Below are 15,520 nucleotides of genomic sequence, written 5' to 3'. Positions count from 1 at the left end.
TTCAAGGGTAACGGGAGCCGGCAAAAGCTCCACGCTAATCCGCGATGAACCTTTATTTTGCCAAGGACCTGCCGGCCGCCAAGCGGCTCGGCTTGCGGTGCGCAACGGCGCACGCCGAGGGTTGGCGTGGGCGCTGCGGTTTTCCGCGCGCGGGCACCGAAAGGTAGGTCACCACCGTTGGTGGTGACGTTGATCGCAGCCCCCAATGCCTGGCCAGATACCGGAGGCGGTATGCCCGAACGAGGCTGTGGCCGCTTAAGTGAACAGCATGACGGCGTTATCGGATTCTGCGCCGGATCGGGATCGCCGACACCGGCACGCTGGCCACGTCGTGGCCGTGCTCGCGGATCGGGGCACCCGCTTCGGGGGCCCAGGCGTGGGCGTAGATCACTTCCCAGCTGCTGGGCAGCTTGCCGTCGTCGCGGCGTAGCGGCTCGTAGGCGGCACGTGCGGCGGCGAAACGGCCGCGGCCGGTGAGCGTGTGGCGACGGTCATGGCGCGCGTTGGTGGCCCCGATCGCCTGCAGTTCGCGCATCAGCGCGCTCATGTCGTCGTAGGTCAGCGTGAACAGGTCGCGGTCCAGCACCGGATCGCGGAAGCCGGCCATCATCAAGGCATCGCCGAACTGCGCGATGGGCGCAAAACGGCTGACGTGCGGTACCGCGTCCACCTCGGCGAATGCGTCACGCAGTTCCACCAGCGTCTCCGGCCCGAAGGTCGAGCACAGCAGCAGGCCGCCCGGTTTGAGCGCACGGCGGAAGCCGGCGAACACCGCAGGCAGGTCTTCCACCCACTGCAGGCACAGGTTGCTGTAAATCACATCCACGCTCTGGTCCAGCAACGGCAGCGCCTGCGCATCGCCGCACACCCGTGCGAATGGCTTCCACCAGCCGGCCTGCTTCTTCGACTCGCGCAGCATCGGTGCGGCCAGGTCCAGCGCGATCACCTGGGCCTTCGGCCAACGCTTTTTGATCGCCGCGCTGGCGTGGCCGGTGCCGCTGCCGACGTCCAGCACCACCGCCGGTTGGCGGTTTTCCAGGTAGTCCAGCGATTCGAGCAGGCGCTTGTCCACCTCGCGTTGCAGCGCGGCGGCGGCATCGTAGCTGTGGGCAGCACGCGAGAAGGCGCGGCGGACATGGCGGGGATCGAAGCTGGACGTCATGGAGGGCTCACTACGGAAACGGTGATACAGGAAAGATCAGAACGTGCCCGGGTAGGCGCCGCCATCGATCAGCAGGTTCTGCCCGGTGATGTAGCTGGCCTGCGCGCTGCACAGGAACGCACAGGCCGCGCCGAATTCATCGGCGGTGCCAAAGCGCCCGGCCGGGATGTGGGTGCGTTTGCGCTCGGCGATCTGGCCGGCATCGATGCCCTGCTGCTGGGCAAGGTAGGCGAAGTTGCCGCGCAGCCGGTCGGTGTCGAACTGGCCCGGCAACAGGTTGTTGAGGGTGACGTTGTGGGCCACGGTCCTGCGCGCGAGACCGGCCACGAAACCGGTCAGGCCCGAGCGTGCGCCATTGGACAGGGCAAGGGTGTCGATGGGTGCCTTCACCGACGACGAGGTGATGTTGACCACGCGCCCGAAGCCGCGCTCGATCATGCCGTCCACGGTGGCGCGGATCAGCGCGATCGGTGCCAGCATGTTGGCATCCAGCGCGGCGATCCAGTCCTCGCGGCTGAACTGGCGGAAGTCGCCTGCCGGTGGACCGCCGGCATTGTTGACCAGGATGTCGACCTGCGGGCAGGCCGCCAGCGCGGCGTCGCGGCCCGGCTCGTTGGTGATGTCGGCTACCACGCCCAGCACGTTGCGCGCACCGGGCACGGCCTGCAGTTCCAGCACGGCGCGGTCCAGGGCGTCTTCCCCGCGCGCGGCGATGACCACGTTGACGCCTTCGCGGACCAGGGCGCGCGCGCAGCCCAGCCCGAGCCCCTTGCTGGCGGCGCAGACCAGGGCCCAGCGGCCGGCGATTCCAAGATCCATGGGTCAATCCTGTGCTGAAAGGCGGGCGTACATGATCGGTGATATGCGCGAGGGATGGGTCAAGGCAGGGCGGCAACGAACTGTTGCAGCTGCGCGGCGACCGTATCGGTGTGGCCCAGGAACGGCGCATGCCCGCCCTGGGCGACCACGTGTGCCAGCGCGCCCGGGGCCAGGGCGGCGGCCGCCTGCATCGCGCGCGCCGACACCAGCCGGTCGCGTTGGCCGGCCAGCCACAGGCTGGGTTTGCCCAGGCCGGGCAGGGCGCCGCGCAGGTCGGTGTGCTCAAGCAGGTGCAGGCCCTCGCGCAGCGCGCGCGGGGCCGGTTCGCCGCGCGCGACCAGCATCTCGCGCAGGGTGCGCAGTTCCTGCCGGGCGTGCTCGGAGCCCATCGCGTCCAGCGCCAGGAAACGTTCCAGCGTGCCGCGGTAGTCCTGCGCCAGGTCTTGGCCGAACTGCTCGAACACCGCCGGCTCGACCGCGTGCGGCCAGTCATCGCCGCGCACGAAGCGCGGCGTGGCGGCGATCATCACCAGTGCACGTACCTGCGGCAGGGTGGCTGCCGCGTGCAGTGCGAACAACCCGCCCAGCGACCAGCCGCACCACACCGCCGGCGGCGTGGCGGCGGCAATCGCGTTGACCACGTGCGGCAGGCGCAGCGGGGTGGGGTCGGCATGGCTGTGGCCGTGCCCGGGCAGGTCGACCAGATGCAGCGTGTACCGCGCCGACAGGCGTTCCACCAACGGTGCGAACACACCGCCGTGCAACGCCCAGCCGTGGATGAGGACCAACGCCGGCCCGTGCCCGAGCACCTCGATATGCAGGCTCACCGCCACCCACTCACGCGCTCAGTGCATCCAGCGATTGCTGGCGCAGCACGCTGTCGCGCGCGTGGCCGATCGCTTCGGTCAACGCACGCACCTGCGCCGGGGTATGCAGCGCGGACAAGGTGACCCGCAGCCGTGCCTTGCCCTCCGGTACGGTCGGCGGGCGAATCGCACTGACCAGGAATCCCGAGGCTTCCAGCGCGGCCGACAGCGCCATCACGGTGGCTTCGGACCCGCACAGCAGCGGCTGGATCGGGGTATCGGAAGGCATCAGCTCCAGCCCGTGCTGGCGGGCGCCGGCGCGGAACACGCCGATCAGTTCGGCCAGCTTTTCGCGGCGCCAGTCATCGCGGCGCGCCAGCTTCACCGCCGCCAGCGATGCGGCCGCCTGCGCCGGCGAAACCGCGGTGGTGTAGATGTAGGGGCGGGCGGTTTCGGCCAGGTGCTGGATCAGCGCGTCATCGCCGAGCACCACCGCACCACTGCCGCCCAATGCCTTGCCCAGGGTGGCCAGCTGCAGCGGCACATCGTTGGCGCCCAGCCCGGCGTCGGCCACGCAGCCGCGGCCGTGTTCGCCCACCACGCCGATGCCGTGCGCATCGTCCACGTACAGCAGCGCTTCCTGCATGCGCGCCACCAGCGACAGCGAGCGCAGCGGGGCGATGTCGCCGTCCATGCTGAAGACTCCGTCGGTGGCCAGCATCGCCGCGCCCTCGGGCGCATGCTTGAGCTGGCGCAACGCGCCTTCGGTATCCAGGTGCGGGTAGCGCCGCAGCCGGCAGCCGGCCAGGCGCGTCGCATCCAGCAGGCTGGCGTGGTTGAGCCGGTCCTGCACGCACACATCGTCTTCTTCGCTCAGCAACGCCTGCTGCACCGCCAGGTTGGCGGCAAAGCCACTGCCAAACAGCAGCGCGCGCGGGTAACCGAGCCAATCGGCCATCTCCCGCTCCAGCGCTTCATGCAGGGCATGGTGGCCGCAGATCAGGTGCGAGGCGGTGGCGCCGGCCCCTTCGCGCGCGGCGGCATCCTGCAGCGCGCTGACCACGCCGAACTGTTGCGACAGCCCCAGGTAGTCATTGCTGCAGAAGCCGGTCAACCACTGGCCATCGACCTCCAGCTGTACGCCATCGCGACGGGTCACCGTGCGGCGCACGCGGACGCGGCCCTGCGCGTCGCGAAGCTTGCGCTGGGCCTGGATGCGGTCGTGCAGGTCGGGGCGGGCCATGGTCGTTCGCTGGCATGGATGGGCAGGTAGCGTACCCGGTTGGCGGGCGCTGCGCTCGGGCCTCAGGCGGCCTGCCCGCAGCGGCCGCCACAGGTGATGTCGGCATGGACGGTGCCGGGGTGGTCGTGCCCGGGCGCGTCCACGCTGATGGCCATCGGGCGCAGGCCCAGCCGGTCGAACAGGGCCAGGTCGCGGGCGGTGTCCGGGTTGCCGGTGGTCAGCAGTTTTTCGCCATGGAAGATCGAGTTGGCCCCGGCCAGGAAGCACAGCGCCTGCAGCTCATCGCCCATCGCTTCGCGCCCGGCCGACAGCCGCACCATTGAACGCGGCATGGCGATCCGCGCCACCGCGATCATCCGCACGAACTCGAACGGGTCCAGTTCGGCGGTGCCATGCAGGGGCGTACCGGCCACCTGCACCAGCCGGTTGATCGGCACCGAATCGGGGTGCGCGGGCAGGTTGGCCAGCGCCAGCAGCAGCCCGGCGCGATGCGCGCGGGTTTCCCCCATGCCCACGATGCCACCGCAGCAGGTCTTCAGCCCGGCGTCGCGGACGTGTTCCAGGGTGTCCAGGCGGTCCTGATACTGGCGGGTATGGATGATGGAATCGTAGTAGTCCGGCGCGGTGTCCAGATTGTGGTTGTAGTAGTCCAGGCCGGCCTCGCGCAGCGCCACGGCCTGCTCGCCGCTGAGCATGCCCAGGGTGGCGCAGGTTTCCAGGCCCAGCGCCTTCACCTCGCGGATCATCGCGGCGACCTTGGGGATGTCGCGCGCCTTGGGCGAGCGCCAGGCCGCGCCCATGCAGAACCGCGAGGCCCCGGCCGCCTTGGCCTGGCGGGCCTTGGCGACCACCTCGTCGGTAGCCATCAGCTTCTGCGCATCCACCCCGGTGCTGTAGCGCTGCGCCTGCGGGCAATACGCGCAATCCTCCGGGCAGCCGCCGGTCTTGACCGACAGCAGGGTGGAGATCTGCACTTCCGCCGGATCGAAATGCTCGCGGTGCACGCTGGCGGCGCGGTGCAGCAGCTCGGGGAGCGGCAGTGCGAACAGGGCGAGCAGCTCGGCGTGCTGCCAGTCGTGGCGGATGACAGAGGCCATGGGGAAGTCCTGACAGAGTGTGGAACGAAAGGGCGGCAGTCTGGTGAGTACGGCGCCCTGTTGTCAACTTGTCGAGAGATTTGATGGTTTACATGATCTGGCTGCCGCGCAGGTCCTGTTGATGTTGCATAAATTCATCACTCCAGGCCTGAATGTTGGATTTATCAATCATATGCAATGCATCCAACCTTGATGTTCGACAAAATGTAAGATAAAAATGCCACTCCATCGGGAAGTGATGATTTAATCCAGCATGGCCAAGCGAACGCCGCCGGTAAGACCAGGGGACGCCAAGCGCATCGTGGCGCTCGGCGAACGGCTGCGCACGGCACGGCTGGCACGCCGCATGAGCCAGGCCAACCTTGCCGAGCGGGTGGGGGTGGACCGGACCACTATCGGCAAGTTGGAAGCCGGCGATGCCGGGACCAGCCTGTCCACTGTGCTGCGCGTGCTCTCCGCGTTGGGACTGGAGCAGGACATCGAGCTGATCGCCGCGGACGATGCGCTGGGCGCACAGTTGGCAGCAAGCAGCTTGAAGCGACCGCCACCGCGGCGTATGCCGGCGACTACCGGAGGGGCATCGCGCCCGCCCGCCGCGCCGCAGGTCCGAAAGCCAGGCGTTGCTGAAACGCCGCCCACCGTTTCGATCGATCCGGCCGGGCGATCGCAGGACCCAACCGGCGACCGATACACGTTGATTGCAGGCGTATTACCAGCTGACGCCGGCCGACGCCGCGGCCATTGAAGCGCAGGTGCGGCGCGCGGTACGCAAGTGGCAGGGGGTTGCCAAGGCACAAGGTGCCAAACGTGCCGAGATGGAGTTGATGGCGTCGGTGATCGACGCCGATCGATAACGCGACGGCAAGGTGAGCGGCCGACGCGCCGAAACGGCAGGCGCTGACAGACATTCGCTGAGCGAGACGGCAGCCTGTTCCTACCCCAGCGCCTTGCGGTGACACGTTGCCTTTCCATTGGTTCGACTCCTTGTCCTGGCTGGCCCGGCAGGCCCTGCCGCTGCGCTGCCTGGTCTGTGATGAAGCCGGGGCTGACGGGCGCGACCTATGCCGGGCCTGTCATGCGGCCCTGCCATGGAACGACCACGCCTGTCCGTTGTGTGCGCTGCCACTGCCCGCCGACGAACCCGCCGAGCGCTGCGGCGCCTGTCTGCGCGATCCCCCTGTGCAGGCCGCGGCATCGGCGGTGTTCGTCTACGCCGCGCCGGTGGACCAGCTGCTGCGTCGTTTCAAGTTCCACCAAGACCTGGCCGCGGGACTGCTGTTGTCGGAGTTGATGCTGGAGCGGGTTCCGGCCTTCATCGATGCGCCGCTGGTGCCAGTACCACTGCATCGACAGCGGCTGCGCTCGCGCGGCTATGACCAGGCGCTGGAGTTGACCAAGCCACTGGCGCGCGCGCTGCAGCAGCCGATCTGGCCTGGACTACGGCGCGAACGACTGACCGCACCGCAGTCGGATCTGGATGCACAGGCGCGGCGGCGCAACCTGCGCAACGCATTCGCGACGACTACTCCGCCTCCACCGCGCGTGATCGTGGTCGATGATGTGATGACCACCGGCGCCACGCTGGATGCCGCGGTGCGTGCGCTGCAGCGCAGCGGCCCCGTGGATGCGCTGCTGTGGGTCTGCGCGCGGGTGCCATGAGCGGTAGGCAACTGCCCTGCGCCTCGCATTGGCCGTGAGTAGTGCTTTCATCGCCCGGCGCTAACATGCCGGCAAACCCTTGGAGCGCGCCGCCGATGAACGCACCTGTGTCCTCGATGTTGACGTTGATTGGCCGCAGCTGGTGGGTAGTGCTGCTGTATGGCCTGGTGGCAGTGGTGTTTGGTGTGATCGCCATTGCCCAGCCGCTGTCTGCTGCCGCTGCACTGGCCTGGGCGATCGGCGTGATGGCGCTGGTGGAAGGCCTGATCAGCCTGTTTGCGCTGGTCGCTGGCACCGGTGGCGTCTCACGCGGTTGGCTGTTGGCGTACGCCGTGGCGTCGGGGGCCTTCGGCGTGCTGGCGATCATCAATCCGCTGGCCACCGCCAGCGTGCTGATTCTGCTGTTGGCAGCGTGGCTGATCGTCGCCGGCATCTACCGCATCGTGTTCGCCGTGCGCGTGCGCAAGCAGATCCAGGGCGAGTGGTTGCTGATTGTCAGCGGGCTGCTGGCGATCGTGCTGGGTGGCTTGATGGTGGCCAACCCGCTTGCCGGGCTGGCGGTGACCACCTTGTGGATCGGTATCGGCAGCCTCATCTATGGCGTGCTGCAGGTCGTGGTGGCGTTCCGTCTTCGCCGCCTTCGCTGATCGGTGCCGGGCCATGCCCGCACCCCCCAACAAGGAGAAGGGCGTATGCGCAGGTATCTTCTTGCCGTCATGTTGCTGGCCAGCAGCGTTGGCCTGGCCGGTTGCCAGCAGGTCCAACAGCTGCTCAATCCACCCTCCACGGCGGCACCGCTGCCGCAGGTCCGCATCCTGATGCGTGAGGTGGACGAGCATGCCAGCGCCGCTGCAACCCTGTTGAAAGACGAGAACGGGCGGCCGCTGGCGGTGCTGGAACCGGCGTTCATCACCACGGCCGATATCGCATCGGTTGCGCTGGTCAGTGATGCACAGCGCGGCGTGCCGCTCCTCAACCTGACCATGACCGATGCCGCCGCCCCGCGCATCCAGGCGGCCACCGAGGCCCGCATTGGCCGCCGCGTGGCCTTCAGCATTGGCGACCAGGTGCTGTCGGTGGCTACCATCCAGGGGCCGTTCGGCAAGGCCATGCAGGTGTCCGGCCTGGGCGATGCCGCCCAGGCGCAGCGCATGTATACCGAGATCACCGGCAAGGCACCCTGAGCCGGCGTCCTGCGAGCACCGCGGGGGGACGGTTGCGTCCACCCGCACCATGCGGCGCTCAGCGGAAATTGGCCTCGATCTGCTCCAGCGACTTGCCCTTGGTTTCCGGCAGCCAGAACGCGGCAATCAGGAAATACAGCAACGTACAGCCGGCCCAGAAGAAGAACATGCTGGCATAGCCGTGGTGGCCGACGGTGGGCAGGAAGATCGCCGCGATCACGGTGGACACGAACTGGTTGATCAACAGCGCGATGCTCATGCCGTTGGAGCGGATCCGGGTAGGCATCAGCTCGGACAGCGCCAGCCACACGCACACGCCCGGGCCGACCGCGAAGAACGCCACGAACACCAGGATGCAACTGGCCACCAGCCAGCCATGGGTGGTGGACGGCACCTCGCCGATCATCGCGCGCTCGATCACCAGGGGTGCCTGCGCGGCGTGCGCCGGGTCCGGGAACGGGTTGAGGTGCAGGGTGCGGAAGAACGCGCCGATCACGCTGTCGGCCGATACTGCATCTTCGCGGCGGATCTGCAGCGTGGCGTCGATCGGGTTGTCGCTGCGCAGCGCGCGCACGTTGCTGAAACCGCCGTAGGCGTAGGACACGGTGAGCTGCTGCGGGGCGGCGCCGGCGGTGGGGTCCAGGCGTTGCCATTGCGCCGCATCCAGCGGCAGCGACAGCGTGCTGCCGGTCACCTGCTGCTGCAGCTGCGCGTGTACGTCCAGGCGGCCATGCTCGCTCTTGACGAACAACAGCGCCGCGGCCAGCAGGGCCACGGTGATGCCGCCGCTGCCCAGCATCAGCAGGAATTTGCGGCCCTTGCGATCCACCAGGACCAGCGCCACCACGGTCATCACCGCGTTGAGCAGCTTGATCGCCACGTCGGCGCCGTTGGCGACCGAGCCGGGCAGCCCGGCCTGGTTGAGGATGTTGACCGCATAAGCCAGTACCGAGTTGATGCCGGTGGCCTGGGTGAAGGCCAGCACCAGGCAGGCCAGCACGAACGGCCACACATAGCGGCGGCTCAACAACGGGTCGCGCTTGCCGGTGCGGCCGGCCTGCACTTGGTCGGGTGCCTGCATGCGCTGCAGGGTCGGCTCGACCTCGTCGGCGGCCACGGTACGCTGCAGGGCGGTGCGTGCCTTGGCGATGCGGCCGCGCCGTACCAGCCAGCGTGGCGACTCGCTGATCAACAGCACCCCGCCGGTGAACACCAACCCCGGCAGCAGGCAGCTCCAGAAGATGGTGCGCCAGGCATGGTCCTTGACCTGGAACAGCAGGTGCTGCTGCTCGGCGGCGGGCAGCAGGCGCACCGCGTGGGTGGCGGCATCCACCGCATGGGCGTGGTACAGCCCGATCAACGCGGCCAGCACCAGGCCGATGGTCAGCAGCAACTGGAACATCGCCGCGCCCCGGCCACGCCGTTCCGGGCTGAGTACTTCGGCCAGGTACAACGGCACCACCACCCCGATCAGGCCGCCACTGATGCCCTGCAACAGGCGGCCCATCAGCAGCGCGGAGTAGCCGTCCGACAGCGCCATCACCGGGATGCTGGCGGTGAACAACAGGCCGGCCAGCAACATCGCCCCGCGCCGCCCGATCAGGTCGGCGATCATTCCGGCGAACAGCGAGGACAGCACGCTGCCCAGCAGCACCGCGGCCACCACGAAGCCCAGCTGCTGGCTGGTCAGGTGCCAGCTGGCGGTGGCGGTGGCCTCCAGGTAGGGCAGGGCGCCGGCGATGATGCCGATGTCGATGCCGTAGAGCAGGCCGCCCATGCCGCCGATGAACAACAGATAGCGGACCGGCCAGCGCGGGGTGTCGGCGCGGGCCTGCAGGGGCGTCGCTGCGGAAATAGGAGTCATCGTGCCGTCCTGTCTACAACTGCATGCGCCGGTTCGGCGCGGGAGTCAGCGCTCAGCCGAGCGCGATGTCATCGCCTTCCACCACCACCCCACGCACCTGCAGGTCGCCGTCGAGCACCACCAGGTCGGCCCAGGCACCGATCGCGATGCGGCCGCGGTCCTCGATGCCCAGGTAATCGGCCGGGAACCGCGACAACCGGTTGGAAGCATCGTCCAGCGCCAGCCCCAGCGACACCAGGTTGCGCAGCGCCTGGTCCATGGTCAGCGCGCTGCCGGCCAGCGAACCGGTGGACAGCCGCACGCAGCCCAGGCACTTGTGCACGCGCTGCACGCCCAGCGCGTACTCGCCATCGGGCATGCCGGTGGCGGCGGTGGCGTCGGTCACGCAGTACAGCTTGGGGATCGCGCGCAGTGCGGTGCGGATCGCGCCGGGATGTACGTGCTGCAGGTCGGGAATCAGTTCGGCGTACTGGCCATGCGCCAATGCGGCGGTGGCGATGCCGGGGTGGTAGTGGTCCACGCCGGTCATACCGTTGAACAGGTGGGTGAAACCGGCCGCACCGGCCTGCAGCGCGGCCACGCCATCCTCGTAGCTGCCGGCGCTATGGCCCAGCTGCACGCGGATGCCGAGCGCGCTCAGCGCGGGAATCAGCGCCTGGTGCTGGCCGATTTCCGGGGCCAGGGTCAGCACCTTGATCGCGGCGATGGCATGCAGGCGCCGCACCTCGTCCAGGGTGGCCTCCACCACCAGCGGGGGCTGCGCACCGAGCCGTTCCAGGCTGATGAACGGGCCTTCCAGGTGCACGCCCAGGACCCGCGCCATGCCCGCGGTGCGCTCGCCGATGGCGCCGGCCAGGCCTTGCAGCGCCCGCACGATGTCGTCGTCGTGCGCGGTCATGGTGGTGCCCAGCAGCGCGGTGGTGCCGTAGCGCGCGTGGGTGCGGGCGACGGTCTGCGCCGCATCGCCGCCCTGCATGATGTCCACGCCGGCGCCGCCGTGCACGTGCAGGTCGATGAAGCCGGGCAGGATCAGCGGCACCGCATCGTCACTGCGCCGATCATCGTGCGCGGTATCGATCGCGGTGATGCGCTGGTCGAAATGGAGGTCGCCACGCACCCAACCCGATTCGGTCAGGAGGCGGCCATGCAGGGAGCGGGCTGGGGTCACGGTGGCGACTCGGCGATGATCACTTCGATGCCCAGCTTCTGCAGCCCTTCCAGGTACTCGCTGTCGATGCTGGCGTCGGTGATGATGGTATGGACCTGGTCCAGGCGGGCGATGCGATGCAGGCTGACCCGGCCGAACTTGGAGGCATCGGTGAGCACCACGATGCGGCGCGCGCGCTCGACCATGCGGTGGTTGAGGCTGGCTTCGGCCTCGTGGTGGGTGGTCAGGCCGAACTGCAGGTCCAGCCCGTCCACGCCCAGGAACAGGGTGTCGAAGCTGTAGGTGTTGAGGCTGGCCTCGGCCTGGCTGCCCTGCAGCGACAGCGACTGCTTGCGCAGCAGGCCACCGGTGAGCAGCAGCTCCACGCCCGGTGCGTTGGCCAGCTCCCAGGCGATGTTCAGCCCGTTGGTCATCACCGTCACATCGCGGTGGCCGCGCAGGTGGCGGGCCAGGGTCATGGTGGTGGAGCCCGAATCGATGATGATGTTGTCGCCGGCCTTGACCAGGTTGGCCGCCAGCGTGCCGATGCTGTCCTTCAGCGGCAGGTTCAGGGCGTCCTTTTCGTGGATGTCCTGTTCCTGCGGCGGCGTGCGCACCAGCGTGGCGCCCCCGTGGGTACGCGTGGCCAGGCCCTGCGACTCGATGTGGGTCAGGTCGGCGCGGATGGTCACCGCCGACACGCCGAAGCGGTCGACCAGCTCGCTGACCTGCACGTTGCCGTGGTCCACCAGCAACTGCAGGATCTGTTGGCGGCGCTGCCGTGTATTGCGCATGGGGGCGATTCCGTTCAGAAGGAAAGCCGAAGCTTACCGTTCCGAAAGCTCCGGGGCCGGAAAGGTTTCGTTATCGACCGCCGAAAGGTTGCGATTGCAGGCCCGGGCGTACTCGGCCAGGCGCTCGCCCACCTTGTGCTGGATCAGCGCCAGCGGCGCGGCCTGCAGCTGGCCGGCCTCGATCGCGCGCTGCTGGTTCGGCAGGAACTGGCTGAGCAGCATCTGCGGCGGCACCGTGGCGGTCAGGTTGGCCACCAGCGTGGCCAGCGCGGCGCGCACCTCCGGCTCACCCCAGTAGTAGCGGCTGCGATCGCTGAGCGAATAGGCGCGAAGCAGGCGCAGTGCGTGCGCGTCGCCCTGGTAGTAGCTGCGCCAGCTGGCCGGCTTGTCGACCATGCAGCGGTCAAGCACCTCGATCAGGTTCGAGCACTGCGCGGCGGGCAGCAGTTCGCGCTCGATCATCGCCAGGGCGAACACCGCTTCGCGGAACGCATATGTCGCCGCCGGGCCCACCTTGAGGATCGCGAAATGGTCGCCGACCAGCGCATGCAGGCCCGCTTCGGTCTGGTAGTCGGTGGAGTGCGCTTCAAACACGATGCGCGGCTGCTGCTCCACGAAAGCGGACAGCGCCGCCGCAGCGGCCGGGTCGTAGTAGTGCACGCTGCTGTGGTCGAAATCCACGCCCGGCTGCACCACCATCGCAATCACCCGCTCCCAGGCCGGCAGCAGGTCCGGGGCGTAAAACGCCTCGCGATGGATCGCCAGCGTGGTGGCCGCGGCCGCCGGCGTGGTCACCTGCAGGCCACCGGCCAGCGAGGCCTCGCCGCCGGGAATCGGCACCTCGGTGCCGATCACATACACCGGTGGCGGCAGGCCATGCGCGGCGGCGGTGCGCTCGGCGATGCGCGCCAGCTCGGCCGAGCGTGCCGCCACGGTCGCATCCGGCAGCGGGGTGGGATCGTCCGCGCAGGACATGCTGCAATCCAGGTGGATCTTGTGGAAACCGGCAGCGACATACGCTTCGATCAGCGTGCGCGCATTGGCCATCGCGACCGCTGCCGGCCCTTTCTGCCAGGCGTTCGGGCCGAGGTGGTCGCCGCCCAGCACCAACCGCGCGGCCGGGAAGCCGGCATCGCGCGCCAGCTGCAGCACGTAGTCGCGGTACTGCGGCGGGGTCATGCCGGTGTAGCCGCCGAACTGGTCGACCTGGTTGGACGTCGCTTCGATCAGCAGCAGGGTGTCGTAGCGCTGCGCCACCTGCATGGCGGCCAGCAGCACCTGCTCGTTGCTGCAGCACACGCTGTACAGCCCGACGGGGTGGCCCTGGCGGTGGGCGGCGATCAGCGATTGGATGGCAGACATGGCAACTCCAGGCACAGCGGGATTCAGGGGGAAGGGTGTTGCTGGCGGGCCAGCAGCGCCGCGCCGCGTGCACCGCCGGCATCGCCGAAGGCCGGCGGCAGGATCGGTGGCACGCGCACGCCGTTGAACAGATACGGGGCGATCGCCGCCGGCAGGTCGCGGTACAGCTGTTCCAGTTTGGACAGCCCGCCGCCGAGCACGATCACGTGCGGGTCGATGGCCAGGATCAGGTTGGCAAAGCTGTAACCGAGCAGGTCGCGGTGGATCGCCAGCGCCTGTGCGGCGATGCCATCGCCGGCCTGCGCGCGCGCCACCACCTCGGTGGCCTCGACGGGATCACCACCACGGCGTTCGTGGATCAGCGCCAGGCCACTGCCGGACACATAACGCTCCAGGCAGCCGCGCAGGCCGCAGCCGCAGTCCAGCAGGGGCAGGTCGTGGCGCAGCAGCAGCGTGGCCGGCACGCTCCAGTGGCCCCATTCGCCGGCAATCCCGTTGTTGCCAACCACCAGTTGCCCGCCCAGGCAGTAACCGCCGCCCGCGCCGGTGCCCAGGATCACCCCGAACATGCTGGGATAGCCGGCAGCGGCGCCGTCGTGCGCTTCGGACAGGGCAAAGCACTGCAGGTCATTGCCGAGCGCCAGCGGGCGTTGCAAACGCTCCTGCAGGTCCGCGCCGACGTTGTGGCCGGTCAGGCTGGGCACGTTGGCGCTGAGCTGGCGGCCGCTGTCGCGGTCACGCACGCCGGGCAGGCCGATCCCGATGGCCTGGCAGCCCGGCCCGAGTGCGGCATCGGCGGCCTGCACCAGGTCGGTGACGACCTGCAGGAACGCCGGGTAATCCTGGCCGGGCGTGGTCACGCGTTGACGGTGCAGCACCGCCAGCTGCGCGTCGCACGCAACCAGTTCGATCTTGGTGCCGCCGATGTCGATGCCGTACCAGGTCTGCATGCGCGCTCAGCCGTGGGGATGGATGGTCACGCCCTGCACGACCCGGTTCACCGTGCCATCGGGGAACGGATTGTCCGGGGTCATGCCCAGCGCGGCCGAGCGCTGCAGGGCGTAGCACTGCGGCACCAGCAGCCAGAGGGGGGCCAGCCATGCATCGGCCAGCGGCGGTGCGGCGAGGACGAAGTCGCCCTCGACGCGGTCATCGCCGTCGGCACCCACCGAGATCACCCGCGCGGCAATGCCGTCAGCGCGCAGTTCGTTGAGCAGGTCCTGTTCGTAGCGGCGCGGCAGCGGCTGTGCGCTGCGCAGCATCACCACCAGTGTTTCATTGTTGAGGGTGGACTTGGGCCCATGGCGGAACCCCAACGGAGTATTGGCCAAGGCCAGCACGCGGCCGCCGGTGAGTTCGAGCACCTTCAGCGCGGCCTCGCGGGCCAGTGCTTCCAGCGGGCCGCTGCCCAGGTAGATCACCCGCGAGTAGGCCCCCAGCGCCAGTGCGGCCACGCCGGCGTCCCAGCCCTGCAAGGCCTGCTGGCCGTGCGTGGCCAGCGTGCGCAGGCGCTCCAGCCGCTGCGGCCACGGCGCGTTGTCGAACACGCTCAGCGCCGCCAGCAGCATGCTGCTCAGGCTGCTGGTCATGGCGAAGGCGCGGTCGCAGCTGGCCGGCGGCATCAGCAGCGACAAGGTATCGCTGCGGCCCTGGCCGCGCGTGGCCAGCGCGCCCTCGGCGTTGCAGGTGATGTCCAGGAAACGCGCGTTATCCACCTGGTCGCGGACCAGGTCCACCACGGCCACGCTTTCCGGGCTGGACCCGCTGCGGCCGAAGGACACCAGCAGGGTCGGGCGGTCGCCGCGCAGGTACAGCGCCGGGTGGGTCAGCAGGCTGGTGGTGTGGATCGCGCGGACTTCGGCCGGCCATTGCGCGTTGATCTGGTCGGCCACCATCTCGGCGATGAAGCCGGAGCTGCCGGCGCCGGTGAAGATCACCAACTGGCCGGGCTCGCGCAGGGCCGGGCCGAGGAACGCATCGATGCGTGCCTGCGCGTCCTGGAGCACGTCGGCCAGCGCGGTCCACATGCGCGGCTGCTGGGCGATTTCTTCAGCGGTGTGGGCGCCGCCAAGGCGCTGCCACGTGGGCGTATCAGTGAGTAGAGACAGGTCCATTCGCATTTCCTGTTGGGCGACCGAACCTTCTGCGTTTTCTTTCGAAATGTCAAATATCGAAAGATAAAGAAAAGATAGTTCGGTCACAGATTCGAGCCTCCGCCACCGACAACGGATTCACGAGATCGCACGATGAGCTAGTTTCATGCGGTACAAAACCGCGTATTCAGCCGTCGTATAGAAAGTGCTGCTTTGCGTCATCTTTCGTTTGTGAGAAAATAACCTTCTTTTTTCTTTGCAATTTGTTGACATCTTTCGAGACCCTGCCC

Annotated in this window: 15 protein-coding genes; 4 read left to right on the top strand and 11 right to left on the bottom strand. The window is 68.6% G+C overall.

Annotation, left to right across the window (positions count from 1 at the left end):
* Positions 1 to 277 precede the first annotated feature (277 nt).
* The 5 genes from bioC to bioB all read right to left on the bottom strand — a co-directional run bounded on the left by bioC (position 278) and on the right by bioB (position 5,127).
* The gene (gene bioC / locus AC3IR9_RS19830; RefSeq protein ID WP_489292906.1) at positions 278 to 1,162 is read right to left on the bottom strand and encodes a malonyl-ACP O-methyltransferase BioC; all 885 of its coding nucleotides are present in this window, start codon (positions 1,160 to 1,162) and stop codon (positions 278 to 280) included.
* 36 nt (positions 1,163 to 1,198) lie between these two features.
* A complete protein-coding gene (locus AC3IR9_RS19825; protein ID WP_489292905.1) occupies positions 1,199 to 1,981 on the bottom strand; it encodes an SDR family oxidoreductase in 783 nt (260 codons plus the stop codon).
* 59 nt (positions 1,982 to 2,040) lie between these two features.
* Positions 2,041 to 2,802: a pimeloyl-ACP methyl ester esterase BioH gene (gene bioH / locus AC3IR9_RS19820; RefSeq protein ID WP_489295920.1), complete on the bottom strand. Its 762-nt coding sequence runs from the start codon at positions 2,800 to 2,802 to the stop codon at positions 2,041 to 2,043.
* A 16-nt stretch (positions 2,803 to 2,818) separates the two neighbouring features.
* A complete protein-coding gene (gene bioF / locus AC3IR9_RS19815) occupies positions 2,819 to 4,030 on the bottom strand; it encodes an 8-amino-7-oxononanoate synthase (RefSeq protein WP_489292904.1) in 1,212 nt (403 codons plus the stop codon).
* A gap of 62 nt (positions 4,031 to 4,092) precedes the next feature.
* A complete protein-coding gene (gene bioB / locus AC3IR9_RS19810) occupies positions 4,093 to 5,127 on the bottom strand; it encodes a biotin synthase BioB (RefSeq protein ID WP_489292902.1) in 1,035 nt (344 codons plus the stop codon).
* Between the two features lie 253 nt (positions 5,128 to 5,380).
* On the opposite strand from bioB, the gene AC3IR9_RS19805 reads away from it, so the two are divergent.
* From AC3IR9_RS19805 to AC3IR9_RS19790, 4 genes are all read left to right on the top strand, one after another.
* Positions 5,381 to 5,872 (top strand): helix-turn-helix transcriptional regulator, encoded by a 492-nt coding sequence (locus AC3IR9_RS19805; RefSeq protein ID WP_489292900.1) that lies wholly within the window; start codon positions 5,381 to 5,383, stop codon positions 5,870 to 5,872.
* A gap of 239 nt (positions 5,873 to 6,111) precedes the next feature.
* On the top strand, positions 6,112 to 6,786 hold the full coding sequence (locus AC3IR9_RS19800; RefSeq protein ID WP_489292899.1) for a double zinc ribbon domain-containing protein: 675 nt from the start codon (positions 6,112 to 6,114) through the stop codon (positions 6,784 to 6,786).
* 95 nt (positions 6,787 to 6,881) lie between these two features.
* The gene (locus tag AC3IR9_RS19795; protein WP_489292898.1) at positions 6,882 to 7,433 is read left to right on the top strand and encodes an HdeD family acid-resistance protein; all 552 of its coding nucleotides are present in this window, start codon (positions 6,882 to 6,884) and stop codon (positions 7,431 to 7,433) included.
* A gap of 45 nt (positions 7,434 to 7,478) precedes the next feature.
* The gene (locus AC3IR9_RS19790; RefSeq protein WP_489292897.1) at positions 7,479 to 7,970 is read left to right on the top strand and encodes a SecDF P1 head subdomain-containing protein; all 492 of its coding nucleotides are present in this window, start codon (positions 7,479 to 7,481) and stop codon (positions 7,968 to 7,970) included.
* 58 nt (positions 7,971 to 8,028) lie between these two features.
* Here the strand turns inward: AC3IR9_RS19790 and AC3IR9_RS19785 are convergent, their stop codons facing one another.
* From AC3IR9_RS19785 to AC3IR9_RS19760, 6 genes are read right to left on the bottom strand one after another with little or no spacing between them, the layout of a single operon-like run.
* Entirely contained in the window at positions 8,029 to 9,834 is a 1,806-nt protein-coding gene (locus AC3IR9_RS19785) for an MFS transporter (protein WP_489292895.1), read from the bottom strand.
* A 52-nt stretch (positions 9,835 to 9,886) separates the two neighbouring features.
* Positions 9,887 to 11,002, bottom strand: a complete 1,116-nt coding sequence (nagA, locus tag AC3IR9_RS19780; RefSeq protein WP_489292894.1) for an N-acetylglucosamine-6-phosphate deacetylase — start codon at positions 11,000 to 11,002, stop codon at positions 9,887 to 9,889.
* The gene (locus AC3IR9_RS19775; RefSeq protein WP_489292892.1) at positions 10,999 to 11,775 is read right to left on the bottom strand and encodes a DeoR family transcriptional regulator; all 777 of its coding nucleotides are present in this window, start codon (positions 11,773 to 11,775) and stop codon (positions 10,999 to 11,001) included. The genes nagA and AC3IR9_RS19775 overlap by 4 nt, the downstream gene beginning before the upstream one ends.
* Before the next feature lie 33 nt (positions 11,776 to 11,808).
* Positions 11,809 to 13,137, bottom strand: coding sequence for a D-tagatose-bisphosphate aldolase, class II, non-catalytic subunit (locus AC3IR9_RS19770; RefSeq protein WP_489292891.1), 1,329 nt, complete (start codon positions 13,135 to 13,137; stop codon positions 11,809 to 11,811).
* 23 nt (positions 13,138 to 13,160) lie between these two features.
* Positions 13,161 to 14,087: an ROK family protein gene (locus tag AC3IR9_RS19765; RefSeq protein ID WP_489292889.1), complete on the bottom strand. Its 927-nt coding sequence runs from the start codon at positions 14,085 to 14,087 to the stop codon at positions 13,161 to 13,163.
* A 6-nt stretch (positions 14,088 to 14,093) separates the two neighbouring features.
* Complete coding sequence (locus AC3IR9_RS19760) at positions 14,094 to 15,251, bottom strand: AgaS family sugar isomerase (protein ID WP_489292887.1); 1,158 nt, start codon at positions 15,249 to 15,251, stop codon at positions 14,094 to 14,096.
* Between the last annotated feature and the right edge of the window lie 269 nt (positions 15,252 to 15,520).

It is taken from the genome of Stenotrophomonas sp. GL_101 (assembly GCF_057835675.1).
This window is presented reverse-complemented; position numbering and strand designations above follow the sequence as displayed.